This window comes from Paractinoplanes polyasparticus, assembly GCF_019710575.1.
Classification (GTDB): domain Bacteria; phylum Actinomycetota; class Actinomycetes; order Mycobacteriales; family Micromonosporaceae; genus Actinoplanes; species Actinoplanes polyasparticus.
In genome coordinates, this window is record NZ_JAHWFK010000034.1 from 44,288 (window position 1) to 65,331 (window position 21,044).

Genomic DNA, 21,044 nt, shown 5'->3' on the forward strand with positions numbered 1-21,044 from the left:
CCCACCGTACGGCTCAGGGCAACTCATAAATCGACACCGGCCCCGACGAGAAGCGCAGCGTGGCCACCTCGGCCAGGTTGGCCGACCGGCCGCCGGCCGCCCGGTCGTCCGCGAACAGCCATTTGACGTCGTACAGGCGCCTGAGCTCGGCCACGTCCCCGGGTTGCCCGTACTCGAACACCCGCTGGTTCAAGATGTACCGCATGAGATCGGGCGCCGGCTGCTTGAAGTACCGCTCGCCGTTCACCCCGTCCTGGGCAACCGCCTCGTCGGTGTAGCCCCAGCTTTCGATCACGGTGCGTCGCCCGGTCAGCCCGGCCACCCAGAAGGCCCGGGCATCGCAGCTCTGGGTCCAGTCGATCGGGATGCAGTGCACGTTGGTGGCCACGATGTCGTCGCGGCCGGAGTTCTTGTTCAGCCACTCGGCCGCGGCCATCTCTCCGCTCAGCACCACCTTGCCGGGATCCCGCTGGCCCGTCAGCACCGGGTCGAAGGTCGTGCCGACGTCCTCGATCTGGCGCTTGGCTCCGCCGACGAGGCCGGCGGTGAGCGTGGCGGCCAGGAGCGCGGGCAAGACCGCCCGCCACGGTGTGCGGCCCGTGATCATCCGACGCAGGATCAGCCCGATCGCGGTCACACCGAGGGCGACGATCGCCGTGCGGATGAGGGGCTCGGCCAGCACGAAGATCCAGTTGACGACCCGGTCCATCCGCGGCGGGTACATCTGTGGGGCCAGCCACGCCCACGTGCCGCCGGCCAGCGCTCCGGCCATCGGGGCCCGCCATCCGCGAGCCAGGTCGGCCATCATCCAGGCGACCACGGCCGTGCCGAAGGGCAGCGCGCCGGCGTAGAAGTAGACCTGGCTACCCGACGGGTGCCAGAGCAGGAAGGTCGCACCGGCGCCGGCCGCGGTGATGCCGGTCAACAGCCACGTCGCCGGCTCTCGCTTGGTGGTGCCGGTGACCAGCCCGAGCAGGGCCAGCATGCGCGGCGACTGCATCAGCAGCCACCAGATCAGGAGCCCCACGATGAAGAGCCGGCCCAACGTGCCGGTTGTTTCCACGCCGTACGGGAGAAAGCGCGTCCCGTCGATGGTGTCCTCGTGCCCGATGGTGTCGCGGTAGGGCGTCATCAGGTAAAGAACGGCTAGCGGCTGGAAGCCGAGGGTGCCGGCGCCACCCCCGGCGAACAGGCGGAAACCGACGCCGACACCGGCCAGCGTGAGGGCGAAGAGCGCGAGCAACGGCAGCAGCCGTCGCCGGTAACCGATGAGCACCACCACCGCGGCCGCGACCAGCCCGGCCAGGAACGGTGGCAGCGCGCTGGACTTGGCCCCGGCGCAGGCCAGCGCGAGCGGGAAGACGAGCACCCAGGCCCAGCGCAGGGGACGGCCCCGCAACACGTCGACGGTGAACACGACCAGCAACGCCTGAAGGGGTAAGACGTACACCTGGGACGGGCTCAGCGCGTTGACCGGGCTGCCGCCGAGCGGGGTGTAGGCGGTGCCGAGCAGCAGCGGCAGGCCCGCGATGGCCGCTGTGCCGCCGAGCGCACCGGCCCACCACTTGCCGCTCAGCGAGCGGACCAGCGCCGCCATCACGAAAATGGCCGTGCCCGCGATCGGCACGATCCAGAGCCGCAGCAGCACGACGGCCGGGTCGATCTTAGTGATCATGCTGGCCGTGGCGATATCGGCGTCGGAGAGGTAGTGGTAGTGCAGTGGGGTGCCGGACATCTGCGGCACCTGGAACGGCATCGGCCGCATCATCTCGTGGATGAGCGCCAGGTGGTAATAGAGGTCTTGATAGAGCACGCCTCCGGCCGGCGGCAGCGGGGTTGCCTTCCAGCCCGGGTATTCCGAGAGCACCAGCAGCACGAGGCCGGCGGCGACGATCCACGACCAGCGCAGCGGCAGCGGGCGGGGCCGGCTGACCCGCCAGTAGCGGTGCAGCCGGGGCACGGCCAGGAACGGCACCACGATCAGCGTCGGCCACCAGGGCAGCAGCACGAACTTGTCGAGGGCGGCCGAGAGCGCCCACGAGCCGAGCATGATCAGCAGACCGGTGGCGGCGCCCAGGCCCAGGTCTTCCGGCACGTTGCCGCGACTGCCGCGCAGGGCCCGGTAGACCAGCGTGCCGGGCAGCACGACATCGACGGCGAAGTAGAACGCGTAGAGCGCGATGTCCCGCCCCGAGACGCCGGTGTCGAGCAGCGTCAGGACGAGCGCGACCACCGGAAAGACCCAGGGCAGGATCGCCAGCGGCGCCCGCAGGCGACGGTAGACGTTCGAGGGTCGGCGGGGGACCGCCGAGGGGCGCATGATCGGATTCGGCGCCGCCTCGACCGCCTCGAGCACGGCGGTCACTCTACGAGTGTCGTCAACCGTGTGAATTCGCGCGGAAGGTCGTAGCCGTCCCAGAGCGAGCCGAAGGTCAGAGCCGACCCGAACGGAACGATCCGGTCGACCCCGCGGCCACCGAGCGCCAGCGCGAACTCGCGCAGCTCGTCCCGCGAGAAGCCGAAGTGGCTGAACGTCTGGTCCTGCCGGTTCATCGCCGGCACCAGTTCGAGCAGGGAGCCGACCTCGGCGAACGGGAAGGCCCCGGCCCCGATCCAGCGGCGCGGCGCGTCGGGCACGGCGCTGAGCGACATGGCGGTGACCGAGTTGGCCGGGAACGCCATCGACGAGACCGCGCCGGTGGCGGCCAGCCCGTAGGCGTTCACCCTCTTCTCGACCGCCATGGCCGCGTCGATCTCCCAGCCGCGCTGGTCGACGACCTGCAGCAGCAGCTCGATGAACTCTTCGCGGACGTCGCCGGTGTCCTCGCCGACCAGGAAGACCGTGCGCGGCGAGGAGCAGGCCGCCTGGTCGAACCAGTACGAGTCGTTGGTGAAGCCGAGCACCGCGTCGCGCCGCTGAGCCGGCTCGGCCGCGCGCCAGCCGGCCGCCGACAGGGCGGCCCACGACGTGCGGTCGGGGAAGGTGAGGTCGCGGGCGGACGGGCGCAGCGGGTGCTTGCGGATCGCCTCGACGGCCGAGTCGCCGCCCCAGATGACGCGCAGGTCGGCCCAGTGGCTGAGCGCCGCCGTGACCTTGTCGTCGCGGCCGTACGTGATCATGCGCTGGGTGCGGCCGATCACCGGGTCGGCGTCCGCCAGCACCTCGTTGAGCGCGGTCAGGATCGTGTCGGCCGCGGTAGCCGAACGCTCCGAGATCCGGACGACGTTGTGGTTGCCGGCCAGGGCCGAGAGCGCCCACGAATACACGAAGATCGTGTCGACGTTGGCCGGCGGGATGTGGAAGACGTTGCCCCGCGGGAAGACGAGCGCGTCGTCCCGCTGCAGGTGGCCGACCGTGCGGTTGAGTTCGGCCGGGCGCAGGAAGAAGCCGAGCGAGCCGAGCTCGGGGTGCCGCCGGGCCACGGCCGGTGCGAGCAGCTTGCGCGCCAGCTTGGCCAGGAAGTCGATGACCCGGGGGTCGCCGACGGTCAGGCGGTCGTCGGACGGCGCGGTGAGGTCGCCCTCCGCGCCGAAGCGGTACTGGATCACGCCGCCTCCCGGTAGGTGTCGGAGCAGCCACGCGCCTCGGCCCGCGGGAGCCGGCCGAGTACGGAGAAGCGCTTGCCGGGCCAGTCGCCGTCGTCGACGCCGTGCACCACGCCGAGATCCTCGGTCAGCAGCACGTGCCCGGGGTACGAGGTGGGGAGGGTGCTGATGACCTCGATCAGGCCCGGCTTGCCGACCGGCTGCTCGGCCCACGTCTCGGGGTCACGGATCACCACGTCGGCGAAGTCGGGGCAGTAGAGCGAGCCGCCGGACGGCCCCTCGAGGAAGATCGTGCCGATCTGCTCGATCATGCCGTAGTAGTTGTGCACCTGGGTCAGCCCGACCGCGGCCAGCCGCTTGCGGAACTCCTCGGGCGAGACGGCCTGGTCGACCAGCTTCTTCCAGCCGCCCGAGTGGATCAGGATGCCGTTGCTGAGGTCGAGCCCGTTCTCGAGCGCCACCTCGTAGAGGTGCAGCCAGACCAGGTAGGTGAAGCCGAAGATCAGGAACGGCTCGTCGCCGTACTGGTCGAGGAAGCCCTTGAGCGCCTCGACGTCGACGTGGCCCTCGTTGTCGAGCGCCCAGACGTGGTTACGGCCGAAGTTCGACATGCCCAGCACGCCGGCGCCGCGGGCGCTGAACGACGTGCGGTCCTTCAGCATGGCCTTGGTGTCGACCAGGATCATCGGCAGCCGCTTGGGGCCGAGCACGGACTGCACCGTGGCGCCCAGCTTGCGGGTCTGCTCGCCGGCCGCCGCCTTGTCGAGGTAGATCCGGCTGACCTCGGAGCCGGTGGTGCCGCTGGACGTGAGGACCTTGTACACCTGGTCGTCGGGGATGCTCTTGAGTTCGAGGTTCTTGAAGAGCCGCACCGGCAGCCAGGGCAGGCCCTCGACCGAGGAGGCGGGCTGATAGCCGTTGGCAGCGAGGATCCGCGCGTACGGCTCGCAGTTTTCCCGGTGATGCTCGGTCAGCGCGGAGAGTTCCTTGAGAAGGAGCTCCTCCTTCGCGGCCTGAGGCAGGGTGAAGACACTACTCACAGCGAAGACTCCAGCGCCCGATAGTCGGTCTTGCCGTTGGGCATCAGCGGCAGCGCCTCAACACTACGCACCACGACGCCGGAGAAATGTGTCCCGAGCCACTCGGCGATCTTGGTCCGCAGGCCGCGGGCCTCGTCGTCGCTGACACCGACCGCGAAGACGGCCAGCTTGTCGTCGCCGGCCACGGCGGCGACCGGGAAGTTCTTCTCCACGTCGTCCAGGTTGATGCGGACGCCGAACACCTTGGCCATGCGCTTGATGCGGCCGGTGATGAACAGGAAGCCCTCGTCGTCGACGTGGCCGAGGTCACCGGTGCGCAGCACGCCGCCCTGCACGTCGCCCAGCGCCAGGTCGGCGGCGGTCTCGGCGTAACCCATCATGACGTTGGGACCGCGGTAGACGACCTCGTCGTCCTCGATGGTGAAGGCGCCGCCGGGCAGCGCCTGGCCGACGGAGCCGAGCTTCTCCTCGAGGCGGGCCGGCGGCAGCGTGGCCATCCGGGGGCCGGCCTCGGTCTGGCCGTACATGACGTAGAGCCGGCCGCCGACGGTCGCCATGCGCTGCGCGAAGTCGGACACCAGGTCGGTGCGCAGCCGGCCGCCCGCCTGGGTGAGGCTGCGCACGGTCGGGTACTTGGCCGGGTCGAAGCGCAGGCGGCGGAGCATCTCGTACTGCGACGGGACGAACGCCAGCGAGGTGACGCCGTGCTCGTTGACCGCGGTCCAGAAGTCGCGCTGCATGATCCCGGTGCGCTCGAGCACGACGGTGGCGCCCTTGATCAGGTGCGAGTTGAGCACCGACATGCCGAACGAGTAGAAGAGCGGCAGGGTGGTGACGGCCACCTCGTCGCCGGTGATGCCGAGCACCTCGGCGATCTGCTCGGCGTTGGTCCGTACGGCGTCGGCGGTGAGCCGCACCAGCTTCGGATTGCCGGTGGAGCCGCTGGTGGTGAGCAGCACCGCGAGATCCGGATGCACCTCGGTGGTGGTGAACCGCTCGACGAAGGACGCGTTGTCGTGCTCCGGGTCGAGCAGCAGCACCGGCCGCCCCAGTCGCAGCGCCGCGAGGTAGCGGGCGACCACCGGCAGGGTCGTCTCCATCGGTAGGAAGACCACCCCGCCCGGTTCCGTGGCCAGCTGGGTGGCGGCCGCGGCGATCATGTCCTCGGTCAGCGCCTCGCCGGTGACCGCGTCGATCACGCGGGCGCCCGGGTGGAACAGATTCACAGCGTCAGTCCTCCGTCGACCCCGAGCACCTGGCCGGTCACGAACCGGGCCTGCTCCGAGAGGAGGAACGTGATCACGTCGGCGACCTCGTCGGCCTCGCCCAGCCGGCCCAGAGCCGTGTCGTCGATGCGCTCCTGGCGGCCCTTCTCGTCGAGGGTGTCGAGCATGTCGGTGGCGATGAAGCCCGGCTCGACCGCGTTGACCCGGATGCCTTGCCGGCCGAGCTCCTTGGCGGCCGATCGGGCCAGCGCGGCCACGGCCGCCTTGGAGGCCGAATAGACGGCCTGGCCGGCGATGCCGCGCGAGGCGGTGATCGACGAGACCAGGACGACGGCCGGGTTCTTGCCCCGGGCCAGCAGCCGGGTGGCGCCGCGCAGCGTGTAGACCGCGCCGGCCGAGTTGACCGCGAACAGGCGCTGAATGGTCGCGTCGTCGGTCATGCCGAGCATGCCGGCCGCGTGCGTGCCCGCGTTGACCACCAGAGCGTCGAGGCGCTTGAAGTTCTGGAAGGCGAGCTGGGCGAGCGCCTTGGACGTTTCGGGTTCGGCGATGTCGCCGTGGCCGCTGACGACGGTGACGCCGTACTTGGCGGCGAGCTCCTCGGCCACCGGGGCGATGGACTCGGCGCGGTGGCCGTGGAGAACGAGGTCGTACCCCCGTTCCGCGAGACGCGTGGCGGTGGCTCGGCCGATGCCGCGGGAGGCGCCTGTGATCAGGGCCGCCCGATCACTCATTGAAGTCAACTCCGTACTTACCGAGGATGTTTACCGCCTCGGTGAAACTCGACATGTTGATGACGTCGTCTGTGTCAATCATCACCGAGAACTCGTCCTCGAGCGCCGCCACCAAGGACATGTGAGCCAGGGAGTCCCACTTCTCATTGTCCTGGTACCGCAGGTCGTCCACGGGCGCCTCCGCCGGAAGGTCCAGGGCGGTGCGGAACGCCTCGCGCAGTCGCTGCAGGTTGCTCACGGGGGTACTCCAAAAGGGGGGCAGGTGGACAGAGGATTCTTAAGCTCGTCGTAACCAGCGACGAGGTCGTTAATGCTAGCGGAAGCGCCGATGAACTACGGTTAGCGTTTGATGTTGGCCCGCGAATCGGCTGGTGAGCTGGTTATGCTTCCGGCTCGTACTGCGTCCTGCCCACCCCCCGGGAGAAAATCAAGTGTCTGTACTCAGCGGATCGTCGATCCTGGTCACCGGTGCCACCGGGTCCTTCGGTAAGGCGTTTCTCAACTACGCCCTCACCCACCTCGACCCGCAGCGCATCGTCGTCTTCTCCCGTGACGAGCTGAAGCAGTACGAGCTCCGGCAGATGTTCGGCGACGACTCGCGACTGCGCTTCTTCCTGGGTGACATCCGGGACAAAGCGCGTCTCGACCGCGCGATGCACAACATCGACTACGTGGTCCACGCCGCCGCTCTGAAGCAGGTCGACACCGCGGAATACAACCCCTCCGAGTTCGTCGAGACGAACATCAACGGATCACAGAACGTGATCGACGCCGCCATCGACAAGGGCGTCAAGAAGGTTGTCGCGCTCTCCACCGACAAGGCGTCGAGCCCGATCAACCTGTACGGCGCGACCAAGCTCGTCGCCGACAAGCTCTTCATCGCCGGCAACCACTACGCGGCCACTCACCCGACCCGCCTCGCGGTCGTTCGTTACGGAAACGTTATGGGCAGCCGCGGCTCGGTCGTCCCGCTGTTCCGCAAGCTCGCCGCCGAGGGCAAGAGCCTGCCGATCACCGACAAGCGGATGACCCGCTTCTGGATCACGCTCCCCCAGGCCGTGAAGTTCGTCGTCGACTCGTTCGACGTCATGCAGGGTGGCGAGCTGTTCGTGCCGCGCATCCCCAGCATGAAGATCCTCGACCTGGTCGAGGCCGTCGCGCCGAACTCGGCCACCCACGAGATGGGCGTCCGGCCGGGCGAGAAGCTGCACGAAGAGATGATCGCCTCCGACGACAGCCGCCGCACGCTGCGCTTCCCCGACCGCTACGTGGTGCAGCCGGTCGTCGCCAGCTGGGGCTACGAGGCTCCCGAGGGTGGCGAAGAGGTCGAGGACGGCTTCAACTACCGCTCCGACAACAACGACCTGTGGCTCTCGGTCGACGACATGCGCAAGCTGCTCGAGGAGAACTGATGCTGCCGTACGGACGGCAGTCGATCGACCAGTCCGATGTCGAGGCGGTCGTCTCCGCCCTCGGCAGCGACTGGCTGACGACCGGCCCCCGGGTGGCGCAGTTCGAGGCCGACATCGAGGCGGTCGCCGGCGCGCCGGCGGTCACCGTCACCAACGGCACGACCGCGCTGCACACGGCGTACGCGGCGGCCGGCGTGACCACGGGCGACGAGGTCGTCACGACCCCGATGACCTTCGTGGCCACGGCCTCGACCGCGGCCATGCTCGGTGCCAAGATCGTTTTCGCCGACGTCGAGGACGAGACGGCCAACATCGACCCGGCCGCGGTCGAGGCCGCGGTCACGTCGCGCACCAAGGCGATCGCCGCGGTCGACTACGCGGGTCACCCGGCCGAGTACGACGCGCTGCGCAAGATCTCCGAGCCCGCCGGCGCCGTGCTGATCGGCGACGCCGCCCACTCGATCGGAACCACCTACCACGGCCGCCCGGTCGGCTCGCTGGCCGACGTGACGACGTTCTCGTTCTTCCCGACGAAGAACCTCACCACGGCCGAGGGCGGCGCGGTGACGTCCCTGCGGCCCGACCTGCTGCAGCGGGCCCGCGAGTTCCGCATGATCGGGCTGGTCCGCGACCGGAGCCGCATGCGTTACCCGGACGAGGGCGCCTGGCACCAGGAGGTCCACGAGTTCGGGCTGAACTACCGGCTGCCCGACGTGTTGTGCGCGCTCGGCAGCTCGCAGCTCAAGCGGCTGGCCGCTTTCAAGGCCCGCCGGCAACAGCTGACCGCCCGCTACGACGAGCTGCTGGCCGACGTGCCGGGCCTTCGCCTGCCCATCCAGCGTGAGGGCGTCGACCCGCTGCGTCACCTGTACCCCGTCCGGGTGCTCGGCGGACGCCGCCGCGAGGTCTTCGAGCGCATGCGCGAGGCCGGCATCGGCGTGCAGGTCAACTACATCCCGGTCTACTGGCACCCGGTCTTCGAGGACCTAGGCTACCGGCGCGGGATGTGCCCGGTCGCGGAGGCCTTCTACGCTGAGGAGCTATCGTTGCCGCTCTTCGTCGACCTCAGCGATTCCGACCAGGACCGTGTCGTCGAGGCGTTGCGGACCATCCTCGGGAGCTAGCGGGTGCACCACGCCAACCACTTCTACGGCCACGCACACATCCTCGCGGAATACTGCGGCCTCGATCCGGAGCACCCGCCCCGGATAGACGGCTATGTGCAGCACGGCTGGAACGTGGTGGACGGGCTCGGACTCGGCACGCCCTATGTGCCGGGCCGGCCCATCTTCGTCTACTCCGAACGGACCAGACGCAGGGCGTGGTCGATGGGGCGCCGGCAGGCCACGGTCATCGGCGCTCCCTTTCTCTACCTGCTCGCCCTGCGGCCCGCGGCGCCCGACGCGCCGCCCCGCGAGGGCACGATCTATTACCCGTTCCACGGCTGGGAGAAGCAGCAGGTCCTCGGCGATCACCAGCGCCAGGTCGACGAGATCCTCGAGACCGAGCAGGGCCCCGTGACCTTCTGCCTCTACTGGAACGAATACCGCAACGACCGGGTCCGTACGGCCTACGAGCAGTACGGACGGGTCGTGTGCCACGGCTACCGCGGTCAGCAGTGGCTCGACACCGACCGCCATTTCCTCGACAAACAGCTCACCGAGCTGCGCCGCCACCGCCGCGTGGCCTCCAACCGGCTCAGCAGCGCCATCTTCCACGGCGTGGCGGCGGGCTGCGAGCCGGCCGTCTACGGCGATCCCATGCAGCTCGACCGGGAAGACCGGCCCACCGCCGAGCGGATCCGCCGCGAGTGGCCTGAGCTGCACGGCAAGCACCTCGACGGCGCCGTCGCCCGCACCTCGGCACTGGCCGAGCTGGGTGAGGGATTTGTCGCCTCTCCAGCCGAATTGCGCGCCATGCTGGGGTGGACAAGGCACTACCTCGAGGCGACAGCTAGGGTGCCCGCGTGATCGAGATGATCGGGGGCGAGATGCCCTCCTTCACCGAGGACCGGCCTCGCGCCGGCGGGGCTCTGCTGTGTCTGCTCGCCGAGCGGCTGCCCGCCGCGGGCCGGGTGCTGGTGGCCGGGCCGCACGACGACGTCCTGATCGACACGATCGCCGCCCGCTCCGCCGTCACCTGCCTGACCCGCTCCCAACCCGAGGCCACCGTGCTCCAGGAGCGCGGCCTGCGGGTGCTCTGCGGCTCACTGGCCAAGCTGAGCAGCGACGAGCAGTACGACGTGGTCGTCGCCCTGGACGGGCTGGGCCGGCTCTGCTCGGTCGAAGGCCCCCAGCTCGACTGGCTCGAGAGCCTCCAGGCCCTGCAGCACGTGCTGGGCCCCGGCGGCACGCTGCTGCTCGCCGTCGAGAACGAGCTCGGCCTGCACCGGCTGGTCGAGCTGGACAGTGCCACGTCGGCCCACGGCGACAGCGACTGGAGCCCGCTCGGCGAGTTCGGCACCAAGCCCGGCAATCCGGCCCGGCTCGCCGCCCGCCTTACCGCCGAGGGCCTGACAATCGACTGGGTGGGCGCGGCCTGGCCCGTTCCCCCCGCCCCGACGCTGATCGCCACGCTGGAAGCGCTGAATGACGGGCCGGCCGACGCGCTGGCCGCCCTGACCGCGAGCGCGGCCGGTCGCGCGTACGCCGGAAAAGAAGTTCTGAGCGATCCGCGCCGGCTCGCCGCCGCGGCGGTGCGCGCCGGCCTCGGCCCCGAGTTCGCGGCCGCCTGGCTCGTCGCCGCCCATCGCGCGCCCGGTCCGGCGACCGTCGAGCCGCTGCCGCCCGTGCTGATCGGCGACGGGCCGGTGGTCGAGCTGACGTCCGGCGGTGACGGCCTGTGGAGCCGCCGTTCACTGCGTGAAGTGCCTGGTGGCGACGGGTCCGGGCTGGACGGGCCACTGCCGCTGGGTCGCCTGCTCGAGGAGTTGCTCCTGGCGGCCTGCCTGCGGCACGATCTTCCGATCGTGCGGCGGCTGCTCACCGGCTGGGCCTCCGCACAACCCGGTGCCACCGCTGACAATGTGGTGGTCCACCAGGAGACGTACGCCATTCTCGACCCGAGCGTCCCGCCGCAGACCGACGTGATCCGCCGGTTCGCGCAGACGCTGCTCGACGGGTGCTACGCCCACCCCTGGCCCGCTGCTGTCACCCTGGAGACCCTGACTTCGATCCTGCACAGCGCCGCAGGCTTCCCTCTCCCGCCGGGCGAGGAGCTTCCAGCGCACGAGGACCCACCGGCATCTCGCCGGAACCAAGAGGAGCAACTCCGAGCGCTGCGCCGGCAACTGGCCGACGCCGAATCCCGCGCCCAGCGGTTCGAGCGTGAGCTCGAAAAAAGGGACAAAGAACTTCGTAAGGCTCGTACGCAGATCGCGACCTTCAGCGGCTCTGTCAGCTTCCGCGTCGCGAAGCTGGGTATGGGAGTCGCCCGCAAGGCTCGTCATCGCCTTCGAAAAGGACTTTCATGACAACCCTCGGCATCATCCAGGCCCGGATGGGCTCTTCCCGGCTTCCCGGCAAGGTGCTGCGGAAGCTGGGCAACCGCAGTGTCCTGGAGCGGGTCGTCCGGGCCGCCCAGCAGAGCGGTGTGCTCGACAAGGTCGTGGTGGCCACCACGACCGAGGCGGACGACGACGCGGTCGCGACCGAGTGCGCCGCGATCGGGGTGCCCTGCTTCCGCGGCTCGGTCGACGACGTGCTCGACCGCTTCCTGGGCGTGCTGGACGAGCACGAGAGCGACATCGTGCTCCGCTTCACGGCCGACTCGCCGCTGCTCGACCCCGAGCTGATCGCGCTCACCCACCGGGTCTTCCTGGCCGCGGGCGTCGACTACCTGACCACTTCGATCACCAAGACGCTGCCCCGCGGCCTGGACGTCGAGATCGTCCGCACGCCGGTGCTGCGCGAGATCGACGCGCTGGCCACCGAGCACCACCGCACCCACGTGACGTCCTACATCTACACCCACTCGGAAGAGTTCGACGTGGTCGGGCTGACCCTGCAGCCCGACCTGTCGCACCTGCGCCTCACGCTCGACACCGAGGACGACTGGAAGCTCATCGAGGCGATCGTCACCCACTTCGGCGACGAGCCCATCTCGGTGCGCAAGCTCACCGACTGGCTGGCCGGGCGGCCCGAGCTGATCGAGCTGAACGCCCACGTCCTCCAGAAGGCCCTGGTGCAGGCGTAGCAGTGGCGATCGTCGGTATTCGCTGCGACGCCGGTGCCCGCACCGGCGTCGGTCATCTCGTCCGGTGCGTCGCGCTGGCCGAGGAACTCGTCTCCCGCGGCGCCGGGGTCGTCTTCCTGAGCGACCTCGGCGGCGTCGAGTGGGCCGAAGCCCAGCTCACCCAGCGCGGCCTGTCCTGGCACCCACCCCCGGCCGACGCGGCCGGACTGGTCGCGGCGGTCGAGCGGCTCGAGCTGGACGCGCTGGTGATCGACTCGTACACGCTGCCGCCGTCGCACTCGGTGGCGGTCCGCGAGACCGGCCGGCCGGTGCTGGCGATTGTCGACGGGGACTTCCGCGGCCAGACCGCGGACATCTACGTCGACCAGAACCTCGACTCGGTGGTCGACGTCGAGGGCGCACTGGGGCTGGCCGGGCTCGACTACGCGCTGCTGCGCAGTTCCGTGCGGAGCCTGCGTCCCCTGACGCCGCCGGTGCACACCGGTTCGCGTACGCCCAAGGTCGTGGCCTTCTTCGGCGGCACCGACGCCTACCGGGCCGCCCCCGAGATCGCCGTCCTGCTGGCCCAGACCGGGGCGCCGTTCGAGGCGACGATCATCGGCGCCAACCCGAGCCTGCGCGACGAGCTGCACGCGGTCGTGCCCACCGAGGGGCAGCGGTTCGACATCATCGCGCCCACCGACGACCTGCCCAAGCTGCTGTCCGAGGCCGACCTCGCGGTGAGCGCCAGCGGCACGTCGACCTGGGAGCTGCTCTGCCTCGGCCTGCCGGCGGCCCTGGTCTGGGTCGTCGACAATCAGATCCTGGGGTACGACCGGACGATCGCCCGCGGGTACGGCGCGGGGCTCGGCCGGCTCGGCCACCTGGGCGCCGACGCCGTCGACACGCTCCGCCACCTGCTGACCGACGCCGCCGCCCGCACCGACCTGGCCCAGCGGGCCTGGTCGGCGGTGGACGGCCGCGGCGTGGAAAGAGTCGCCGAGGCGCTGCTGGTCAGGGCTGAGTCACCTCGATGACGACCTTGCCCACGGCGTTGTTCTCGACGGCCTCGTGGGCCTGGACGACCTGCTCGAAGGGGTAGCGGAGGATCGGCAGACCGGCCTGCTCCCCCACCCGGAAGGCGCCGCTGTTGACGGCCTCGCCCACCGCGGCGACCGCGTTGTCCTTCTCCTGCTCCGAGGTCGTGTAGGTCAGCACGAAGTCGAGGCTGACATTCTTGAGCATCGCCTTGAAGCTCGGCACCGTGACCTTGCCGCCGACGTAGATCGCGATGTTGCCGCCGGGCGCGATCACGTCGAGGTCGGACGCCAGGTTGTCGGTGTTGACCTCGACGATCACGTTGGGGCCGGTCTCGCTCAGCTCGCGGACCCGGGCGGTCACGTCCTCCTCGCGATAGTTGATCACCGCGTCGGCCCCGGCGGCCGCGGCCAGATCGGCCTTCTCCTTCGACGAGACGGTGGTCAGCACGGTCGCGCCCGCCCACTTCGCGAGCTGGACGGCGGCGTTGCCGACCGCACCGGCCCCGCCGGCCACCAGCACCGTCCGGCCCTCGAGCGCGCCCGGCGCGAGCCGGTCGGGACCGTCACTGGCCAGGGTGAGGCAGCGGTGGGCGGTGAGCGCGGGAATGCCCAGCGCCGCACCGACCTCGAACGGGACATCCTCGTTCATCCGCACGACCTGGCGGCGCGGCAGTACGACGTACTCCTGCGCGGTGCCGTTCTCGCGGGCGTACGAGGCGTCCCACACCCAGACGTGATCGCCCGGCTCGAGCCCGCTCACCCCGTCACCGATCGCATCCACCACGCCGGCCCCGTCCTGGTTCGGCACACGCGGCGGCGACACCCCGTCGGGCACACCCCGCCCGGCCCGGGTGCCGGTGTCGGTCGGGTTGACCGCGGACAACACAATCCGCACCCGCACCTCACCCGGCCCCGGCGGCAACAGATCCCGCTCGACGATCTGAAGAACGGACGCGGGACCTGGCTCAGTGAACACGGCTGCACGCATCATGCATCCCACCCTATGTTCACCCCGCGTCCGGCGACGGAGGGCGCTCAGCTTCGACCGGGCTCCGCCGCTGGCTGTGACGGATCGGAAAGGTAGCGAGACACACACCCTGGGCAGTCATTTGACCCATCCCTCTCGGCCTGCTCAGGGTTACTGTCGCCCCATGGATCTCACCACCGGTCAACCCGTCCGGTACAGCTCGGCGGCCGGCCGGTGGGTGCTGCTCGCGACCGTTCTCGGTTCGAGCCTCGCGTTCATCGACTCGACAGTCGTCAACATCGCGCTGCCCGAGATCGGCCGCGACCTCGGCGCCGACGCCGCCGGGCTGCAGTGGACAGTCAACGGCTACTCGCTCAGTCTGGCCGCGCTGGTGCTCCTGGGTGGCTCGCTCGGGGACCGTTACGGCCGTCGGCGCGTCTTCCTGATCGGCGTCGCCTGGTTCGCCATCGCGTCGCTGCTGTGCGGCCTGTCGCCGAACATCGAGACGCTGATCTTCGCCCGGGTGCTTCAAGGCATCGGCGGCGCGCTGCTCACGCCGGGCGCGCTGGCCATCCTCGAAGCGTCGTTCACCAGCGAGGACAGGGGCAAGGCGATCGGCGCCTGGTCCGGGCTGGGCGGCATCGGCGGCGCGCTCGGGCCGTTCCTCGGCGGCTGGCTGGTCGACATCGGCGACTGGCGCTACATCTTCCTGATCAACGTGCCGCTGGCCGCACTCGTGCTCTGGGTCGGCATCAAGCACGTGCCGGAATCGCGCAACCCGGCGGCGGCCCGCAAGCTCGACTACGTCGGCGTGGTCACCGGGGCGGTGGGGCTGGCCGGTCTCACGTACGGCTTCACGGCCTGGCCCATGGACGGGCCGGGCGACCCGGTCGTGCTCGCGTCGCTCGCCGTCGGCATCGGGGCCCTGGCCGCCTTCGTGCTGTGGGAGCGGCGCTCGGCGCATCCGATGCTCCCGGTCCGGATCTTCCGGAACAAAACCTTCAGCGGCGCGAACCTGGTCACCTTCGTCGTCTACGCGGCGAACGGCGGGGTCTTCTTCCTGTTCGTGATCAATTTGCAGGTCGTGTCCGGCTATTCGCCGCTGGCGAGCGGCATCGCGCTGCTGCCGACGACCGCTCTGATGCTGGTGCTCTCCGCCCGCGCGGGCGGGCTGTCGCAACGCATCGGCCCACGCATCCCGATGACTGTGGGCCCGCTGATCTGCGCCGTCGCCCTGGTGCTGATGTCGCGGATCGGGCCGGGCGCGAACTACTGGACGGACGTCCTGCCGGCCGTGGTGATCTTCGGGCTGGGATTGTCGGCGCTGGTGGCGCCACTGACCGCGACGGCCCTGGGCGCACTGGAGGATTCGTACGCCGGGATCGCCTCGGGGGTGAACAACGCGGTCGCCCGGGCCGCCGGTCTGCTCTCGGTGGCCGTGTTGCCGCTGGCGGCCGGCCTGGGCGGCGGCAGCCTGACCGACGCCGCCCAGCTTCAGCCGGTCTACCGGAACACGATGATGATCTGCGCCGGCCTGATGGTGGTCGGCGCCGCGCTGGCCTTCCTGCTGGTGCCGAACAGGCTGGCCGCGCACCCGCCGGCCCGTACGTTCTGCGACCCCGGCTCCACGCCCGCGCAGTCCCCGGTGGCCGAGCGGGTCGCCTGATCAGAAGTGCGCGACGATGCGGCGTCCGGGGCCGTCAACGGTCATCCGGCCGCCGTAGGGCAGCACCCACTGCGGTGACGTGTGTCCGAAATCGATCCCGAACACGGCCATCGCGGCGGGGTTGTAGGCGGCCAGCGCCTTGAGCGTCGCCTCCCGCTGCTCGTCGCGGAAGCGGGCGCGTTCGTCGTGCGGCGGGCGGTGGTCGAGGTTGCTCGCCTTGGCCGTGGCGACGAGCACCGCCGGAAACTGTTCGAGCAGCCCGCGTTCGCCGGCGTTGCGCAGCATGCGGAAGACCTCCTCGGCCTGCGGCAGCTCTTCGGAGGTCTCGAGGAGCAGGATCGAGCCCGCGTAGCGCTCCGGCGGCAGGATCCAGCGCGAGGCGGCCAGGTTCCAGTGCAGGATCTCGAGGTTGCCGCCCCACGTCGGCGCGGTGACGACCGTCCCGGGCTGGTGCCAGTGCCACCCCGGACTGGGCACCTTCGGCCCCGAGGTGGTCAGCGAGGCCGGGTCCTCCCAGCTCACCTCCTCGTCGCCGAACTCGGCCACGGGCAGGATCGGCAGGTCGACCGTCTCGAAGAGGGCGGCCCGCAGTGACAAGGCGTGTTCGGCCTCGATACCGCCGCCGCGGGCGAGATGCACCATTGTGGAGCCGCCGTGATAGCCGGCCACACCGTGGCTCCACAGCCAGTTGAGCAGGTTGGTGTTGTCGGAGTAGCCGAAGAACGGCTTCGGGTCGGCCACGAACGGCGCCGGGTCGAGATGCGGCAGCACGGTGATCTGGTCGTCGCCGCCGATGCTGGCGAACACGGCCCGGATCGACGGGTCGGCGTAGGCGGCCATCAGGTCGGCGGCCCGGTCGGCGGCCGGTGAGCCCAGCCGGCGGGTGGTGGGGAACTCCACCGGCTCGAGGCCGAGTTCGTCGCGGATGCGCCGCAGGGCCTGCTCGTGCTGGGCCGGGAAGACGCCGGGGCCGGCCCATGAGGGCGAGACGATGGCAACGCGGTCGCCGGGCTTGAGTTTGGGCGGGGCTTCCATCCCCCCAGCAAACGCCTAGATCATGCCCGCGCGAAGCGCATATGCCACAGCGTGGGATCGGTTGCGGAGTTTCAGGCGATGGGTGACGCCGTAGATGACGTTCTTCACGGTCCGCTCCGAGTAGCAGAGCTTGCCGGCGATCTCGTTGGTGTCGAAGCCGTCGGCCATCAGCCGCAGCACATCGATCTCGCGCGGGGTCAGCCCCGAGGCGTTCAGCCCGTTCGGGGTGAGCACGTCACGCTGCATGCGCTCGACGTGTTTGAGCAGCTCACCGACCAGGTTCGGGGGCAGCACACCGCCGCCCGAGGCGGCCGCCTTGACGCTGTGAGCCAACCGGTCGGCCGACACGGCGCCGCGCGGCAGGATGGCGACCACGCGGCATTCGACCGCGGTCAGCAGGTCGCCCTCGTCGATCTCGGCGACCACCAGCACAACCGGAGCGCCGGTCTCCGCGCCCGCCCGCCGCAGCGTCGCCACGACCTCTGTGCTGAGCCTCTCCGCGGCCACGACCAGCACGTCCGCTTCCGCTCGCTGGGCGTTGCGCACTACGGTGAGGTCGCCACGGAACTGGAGCAACGCGGCGAGGCCGGCGTGGCTGAGCGGGTCGGTCGCCTGCACGGCGACGCGGATCTGTTCCATGGCTGCCTCCCCATAAGGTCAGGGAGGTCAGTCTGCGAAAAGCGCCTTCAGGGAACCTTCACGGATCCTTCATCGCGAACGGAAGGCCGATGAACCAGTTGAGCAGAGGGCGACGGCGGCGCGGAAGGGCGACCGCCGAGGAGTGCCCCTCCGTGCGCTTTCTGTTATCCGTTGGCACCCCGCACCGTCTCCCTTGACCATCATCGACGCGGGAGGACCACGTGACGAACGTCTTGCGCGTCAGCCTGCTCGGGCCGGTGCGGGCCTGGCTGGGCGACAGAGAGCTCGATCTGGGCCCGGCCCGGCAACGCGCGGTGTTCGCCGTGCTCGCCGCGCACGCCGACCGGGTGGTCGGGCGCGACGAGCTGATCACGGCCATCTGGGGCGATTCGCCGCCGGTCACGGCGGTGGGCAGCATCTACACGTACATCTCGGGGCTGCGGCGCGTCCTTGAGCCGGAGAACCTGAGCACGGGTTCGGGCGGCTACCAGCTGCGCGTCGACCCGGGCGACCTGGACTCGGCCCGTTTCCAGCGGCTGCGGACGGCCGCGGCCGAATTGCTCGCCGCGGGCGACGCCACGGCCGCCGTCGCCCGGCTGGACGAGGCTCTGGGCCTTTGGCACGGGGACGCGTACGCCACCCTGGCCGGCCCGTTCCTCGAGCTCGACCGGCAGCGACTGGCGGAGCTGCAACTGGCCGCAGCCGAGCAGCGGGCCCGGCTGATGCTCGAGGCGGGCGGCGACGACGGGCTGATCGCCGAGCTGACCGCCCTGGTCCGCGACCACCCGCTGCACGAGCCGCTGCACGAGTTGCTGATGCGCGCTCTGCACCGGGTCGGCCGGCACGGCGAGGCGCTCGAGGTCTTCCGTACGGCCCGCCGCACGCTCGTCGCCGAGCTGGGCATCGAGCCCGGCCCGGCGTTGCGTTCGCTGCACCGGCAGCTGCTCGCGGGATCGGCCGAACGCGGCGCCCCGCGGCCCGGCCCCGACTCCCTCCGCACGGTGGTGCCGACGCCGATCGCCAAGGCCCTGCGAGACGGGCTTGGCGGCCGCTCCTGGGTCGGTCGGGTGGCCGAGATTGATCATCTGCGAGGGCTGGTGCGCGCGGTCGCGGCGGGCACCGGGGGCGCGGTCTGGATCTCCGGCGAACCCGGCATCGGCAAGACCGAGTTGCTCACCCACGCCTTCGCCGACGCTGCCCGCTTCGGTTGCCGGGTGGCCTGGGGCGCGGCCGACCAGCTGGGTTCCCGCGTACCCCTGCAGGTGTTGTCGCGGGCGCTGGGGCTGGAAACCGCGTCCCGGCGTCCACAAGAGACCGAGGGCCCGGCCGAGGACCAGATCGTCGCCGCGGTGCGATCGGCTTGCGCCGCGTCGCCGCTGGTGCTCGTCGTCGACGACATGCAGTGGGCCGACAGCGCGACCGTGCGGGTGTGGGAGAGGCTGCTCAGCCTGGTCGGCCAGCTTCCGCTGCTGCTGGTCGCGGCGGCCCGGCCCGACGCGCACCAGGCTCGCCTGCGCCGCCGGATCCGGGCCGGTCAGCAGATGCCGCTCGACCTCGGCCCGCTGGTTCCGGCCGACCTCGACCGGCTGGTGACGGCGTTGGTCGGCGCCCCGCCCGGGCCCAACCTGCGCGAGGTGGCGGCCCGCTCCGGCGGCAACCCGTTGTTCGCCCGCGAGCTCGTCGCGGCGCTGCGGCAGCGGGACGCCGTCGAGATCAGCGGCGGCCGCGCCGACATCGGCCCCGAGGTGACCGTCGATCCGCCCCAGACCCTGCTCGATGCCGTGCACGCCGCTCTCGACGTGCTCTCCGCCGAGACCCGCGAGGTGCTGCGGCTGGCGGCCCTGCTCGGATCGGAGTTCTCGGTCAGCGAGGTCGTGGCGGTCACCGGACGGTCGGCGCTCGACCTGGTCGGCGCGCTGGAGGAGGCGCTGGCGGCCGCGGTGCTGGTCGATAGCGGCACCGACCTGGCGTTCCGGCACCCGTTCCTGCGCCAGGCGCTGATCGCGAGCGTGCCGCCGGCGCTGCGCGCAGGGCTGCACCGGCACGCGGCCGAGGTGCTGGCGGCCGGCGGCAGCCCGCTCACCCGGGTCGCCGAGCAGCTCAACGCCTCGGCCCCGCTGGCCGACTCGTGGGTGCTCAACTGGCTGGTCACCCATCACGCGGCGGTGGTGCGCCGGGCCCCGCAGATCGCCGGCGACCTGATCCGGCGCACGCTCGCCACCGACCTGCCCTCGGCTGAGGAGAGGGCCGTCCTGCTGGTCGCGCTGGTGCGGCTCGAATACCGGCGCGGACGCGTCCCGCTGGACCAGGCGGAAGAGGCGATGAGCCTGGCCACCGATCCCGGTGACCGGGCCGAGATGCGCCAGCTGCTCGCCACCATGCGCCACCACCGGGGTGAGACGGCCGAGGCCGAGGCGATGCTGCACGAGGCGGTCGACGACGACCGGGTGCCGGGCATCTGGCGTTCCCGGCACCGGGTGCTGCTGGCCAACTTCCGCCGCGGCGACCTCGAGGATCTCGACGCGGCCGAACGCCGGGCGACGGCCGTCTACAACGAGGCGGTGGCGGCTGGTCAGCCCTACGAGACCGCGTTCGCCCTGCAGACGATCTGGCTGACCAGCTCGATCCGCCGCGACCACGAGCGCGCCCTGGAGCATGTGGACCGCGCGCTGAGCGTGGTGCGCGGCCGCCCGGGGCTGGCCGGCACCTACTTCGACCTGCTCGACAACCGCCTTTTCTCGCTGCAGAACCTCGACCGGCTCGACGAGGCGCAACTGACCCTGCAGACCGCGGCCGCCTTCGCCGCCGAGGAACGCCTGCCCGCCGGGCTGCAGGTCGCGACCGCGGTGCAGGACTACTGGCTCGGCCGGTGGGACGAGGCGCTGGCCGAGGTCGGCGCGGTCACCGAGGACGGCCCGGGCATCACGTTCCACGGCCAGCGCGAGCCGGGAGCGGTGACCATGCTGCTGCACGGGGTGGCCGCGCTGATCGCCCTGCACCGCGGCGCGCGTGACCTCGCGGCGGCTCACCTGGGCGCGGCCGACGCGGTGCCGGCCAGCGAGGCCGAGCGCGAGAACTGCGACTTCCTGCTGGTGGCGCGGGCGCTGGCGGCCGAGCAGCGGAACCGGCCGGACGAGGCGCTCGACCTGCTCGGGCCGCTGCTGCAACCGGCGTACGCGCCGATGATGCTGCGCCACCAGTGGCTGCCCGACGTGCTGCGGCTCGCCCGCCGGCACAACCGGCCGGAGGTCGCCGATCAGGCGGCCGCGATCTGTGCGACCGAGGCCGCCCGCGAGGTGCGACCGGCCCGGGCGTACGCGGCGAACTTGCGTTGCCAGGCTCTGCTGCTCGGCGATCCGGCCCCGGCGCTGGCCGCGGCGGCCCACTACCGCAAGGTCGGCCGCGCCCTGGAACTGGCCGCGGCGCTCGAGGACGCGGCGGTGCTCAGCGGCGAGCGACCCGAGGAGGCCCGCCGTCTGTACGCCTCGATGTCAGCGCGCTGGGACGTCGCGCGGACATCGACTCTCATGGTTTGATCAAGCCGAAGCTGCAAAGACGATCTTGGA

17 protein-coding genes are annotated in these 21,044 nt (G+C 70.9%); 8 read left to right on the plus strand and 9 right to left on the minus strand.

Annotation, left to right across the window (positions count from 1 at the left end; translation table 11 throughout):
- Nucleotides 1-13: 13 nt before the first annotated feature.
- The 6 genes from KXC43_RS30705 to KXC43_RS30730 are packed head-to-tail and all read right to left on the minus strand — an operon-like array spanning nucleotide 14 to nucleotide 6,784.
- Complete coding sequence (locus tag KXC43_RS30705; RefSeq protein WP_221379681.1) at nucleotides 14-2,365, minus strand: hypothetical protein; 2,352 nt, start codon at nucleotides 2,363-2,365, stop codon at nucleotides 14-16.
- On the minus strand, nucleotides 2,362-3,549 hold the full coding sequence (locus KXC43_RS30710; protein WP_221379682.1) for an acyl-CoA reductase: 1,188 nt from the start codon (nucleotides 3,547-3,549) through the stop codon (nucleotides 2,362-2,364). Before KXC43_RS30710 ends, KXC43_RS30705 begins: the two co-directional genes overlap by 4 nt.
- Nucleotides 3,546-4,586: a LuxE/PaaK family acyltransferase gene (locus KXC43_RS30715; RefSeq protein WP_221379683.1), complete on the minus strand. Its 1,041-nt coding sequence runs from the start codon at nucleotides 4,584-4,586 to the stop codon at nucleotides 3,546-3,548. The genes KXC43_RS30710 and KXC43_RS30715 overlap by 4 nt, the downstream gene beginning before the upstream one ends.
- Complete coding sequence (locus KXC43_RS30720) at nucleotides 4,583-5,812, minus strand: AMP-binding protein (protein WP_308129330.1); 1,230 nt, start codon at nucleotides 5,810-5,812, stop codon at nucleotides 4,583-4,585. Before KXC43_RS30720 ends, KXC43_RS30715 begins: the two co-directional genes overlap by 4 nt.
- Nucleotides 5,809-6,546, minus strand: a complete 738-nt coding sequence (locus KXC43_RS30725) for an SDR family NAD(P)-dependent oxidoreductase (RefSeq protein ID WP_221379684.1) — start codon at nucleotides 6,544-6,546, stop codon at nucleotides 5,809-5,811. The genes KXC43_RS30720 and KXC43_RS30725 overlap by 4 nt, the downstream gene beginning before the upstream one ends.
- Nucleotides 6,539-6,784 carry an acyl carrier protein gene (locus KXC43_RS30730; protein WP_221379685.1) on the minus strand — a complete coding sequence of 82 codons (246 nt, stop codon included), beginning with the start codon at nucleotides 6,782-6,784 and terminating at the stop codon, nucleotides 6,539-6,541. Before KXC43_RS30730 ends, KXC43_RS30725 begins: the two co-directional genes overlap by 8 nt.
- 193 nt (nucleotides 6,785-6,977) lie before the next feature.
- Between KXC43_RS30730 and pseB the strand changes: the two genes are divergently transcribed.
- From pseB to KXC43_RS30760, 6 genes are read left to right on the plus strand one after another with little or no spacing between them, the layout of a single operon-like run.
- A complete protein-coding gene (gene pseB, locus KXC43_RS30735) occupies nucleotides 6,978-7,958 on the plus strand; it encodes a UDP-N-acetylglucosamine 4,6-dehydratase (inverting) (RefSeq protein WP_221379686.1) in 981 nt (326 codons plus the stop codon).
- Nucleotides 7,958-9,082: a DegT/DnrJ/EryC1/StrS family aminotransferase gene (locus KXC43_RS30740; protein ID WP_221379687.1), complete on the plus strand. Its 1,125-nt coding sequence runs from the start codon at nucleotides 7,958-7,960 to the stop codon at nucleotides 9,080-9,082. Before pseB ends, KXC43_RS30740 begins: the two co-directional genes overlap by 1 nt.
- Before the next feature lie 3 nt (nucleotides 9,083-9,085).
- Nucleotides 9,086-9,928, plus strand: coding sequence for a hypothetical protein (locus KXC43_RS30745; RefSeq protein WP_221379688.1), 843 nt, complete (start codon nucleotides 9,086-9,088; stop codon nucleotides 9,926-9,928).
- Between the two features lie 5 nt (nucleotides 9,929-9,933).
- The gene (locus KXC43_RS30750) at nucleotides 9,934-11,430 is read left to right on the plus strand and encodes a hypothetical protein (RefSeq protein WP_255645151.1); all 1,497 of its coding nucleotides are present in this window, start codon (nucleotides 9,934-9,936) and stop codon (nucleotides 11,428-11,430) included.
- The gene (locus KXC43_RS30755) at nucleotides 11,427-12,152 is read left to right on the plus strand and encodes a cytidylyltransferase domain-containing protein (protein ID WP_221379690.1); all 726 of its coding nucleotides are present in this window, start codon (nucleotides 11,427-11,429) and stop codon (nucleotides 12,150-12,152) included. Before KXC43_RS30750 ends, KXC43_RS30755 begins: the two co-directional genes overlap by 4 nt.
- Before the next feature lie 2 nt (nucleotides 12,153-12,154).
- On the plus strand, nucleotides 12,155-13,168 hold the full coding sequence (locus KXC43_RS30760) for a PseG/SpsG family protein (protein WP_221379691.1): 1,014 nt from the start codon (nucleotides 12,155-12,157) through the stop codon (nucleotides 13,166-13,168).
- Here the strand turns inward: KXC43_RS30760 and KXC43_RS30765 are convergent.
- The gene (locus tag KXC43_RS30765) at nucleotides 13,146-14,159 is read right to left on the minus strand and encodes an NADPH:quinone reductase (protein ID WP_221379922.1); all 1,014 of its coding nucleotides are present in this window, start codon (nucleotides 14,157-14,159) and stop codon (nucleotides 13,146-13,148) included. The genes KXC43_RS30760 and KXC43_RS30765 overlap by 23 nt on opposite strands.
- A gap of 163 nt (nucleotides 14,160-14,322) precedes the next feature.
- Between KXC43_RS30765 and KXC43_RS30770 the strand changes: the two genes are divergently transcribed.
- A complete protein-coding gene (locus KXC43_RS30770) occupies nucleotides 14,323-15,804 on the plus strand; it encodes a DHA2 family efflux MFS transporter permease subunit (RefSeq protein ID WP_221379692.1) in 1,482 nt (493 codons plus the stop codon).
- Here KXC43_RS30770 and KXC43_RS30775 read toward each other — a convergent pair whose 3' ends face one another.
- Nucleotides 15,805-16,839, minus strand: coding sequence for a S66 family peptidase (locus KXC43_RS30775; RefSeq protein WP_221379693.1), 1,035 nt, complete (start codon nucleotides 16,837-16,839; stop codon nucleotides 15,805-15,807). It abuts the gene before it with no gap.
- A 15-nt stretch (nucleotides 16,840-16,854) separates the two neighbouring features.
- Nucleotides 16,855-17,478 carry a helix-turn-helix transcriptional regulator gene (locus KXC43_RS30780; RefSeq protein WP_221379694.1) on the minus strand — a complete coding sequence of 208 codons (624 nt, stop codon included), beginning with the start codon at nucleotides 17,476-17,478 and terminating at the stop codon, nucleotides 16,855-16,857.
- A 221-nt stretch (nucleotides 17,479-17,699) separates the two neighbouring features.
- Here KXC43_RS30780 and KXC43_RS30785 point away from each other — a divergent pair, with 221 nt between their 5' ends.
- The gene (locus KXC43_RS30785; protein ID WP_308129331.1) at nucleotides 17,700-21,014 is read left to right on the plus strand and encodes an ATP-binding protein; all 3,315 of its coding nucleotides are present in this window, start codon (nucleotides 17,700-17,702) and stop codon (nucleotides 21,012-21,014) included.
- The last annotated feature ends 30 nt before the right edge of the window (nucleotides 21,015-21,044 follow it).

Bases quoted from the DNA above. Each gene is read 5' to 3' on its own strand.
- KXC43_RS30750 (WP_255645151.1), top strand. From the start codon at position 9,934: ATGATCGGGGGCGAGATGCCCTCCTTCACCGAGGACCGGCCTCGCGCC.
- KXC43_RS30740 (WP_221379687.1), top strand. From the start codon at position 7,958: ATGCTGCCGTACGGACGGCAGTCGATCGACCAGTCCGATGTCGAGGCG.
- KXC43_RS30725 (WP_221379684.1), bottom strand. From the start codon at position 6,546: ATGAGTGATCGGGCGGCCCTGATCACAGGCGCCTCCCGCGGCATCGGC.
- KXC43_RS30770 (WP_221379692.1), top strand. From the start codon at position 14,323: ATGGATCTCACCACCGGTCAACCCGTCCGGTACAGCTCGGCGGCCGGC.
- KXC43_RS30765 (WP_221379922.1), bottom strand. From the start codon at position 14,159: ATGCGTGCAGCCGTGTTCACTGAGCCAGGTCCCGCGTCCGTTCTTCAG.
- KXC43_RS30775 (WP_221379693.1), bottom strand. From the start codon at position 16,839: ATGGAAGCCCCGCCCAAACTCAAGCCCGGCGACCGCGTTGCCATCGTC.
- KXC43_RS30755 (WP_221379690.1), top strand. From the start codon at position 11,427: ATGACAACCCTCGGCATCATCCAGGCCCGGATGGGCTCTTCCCGGCTT.
- KXC43_RS30780 (WP_221379694.1), bottom strand. From the start codon at position 17,478: ATGGAACAGATCCGCGTCGCCGTGCAGGCGACCGACCCGCTCAGCCAC.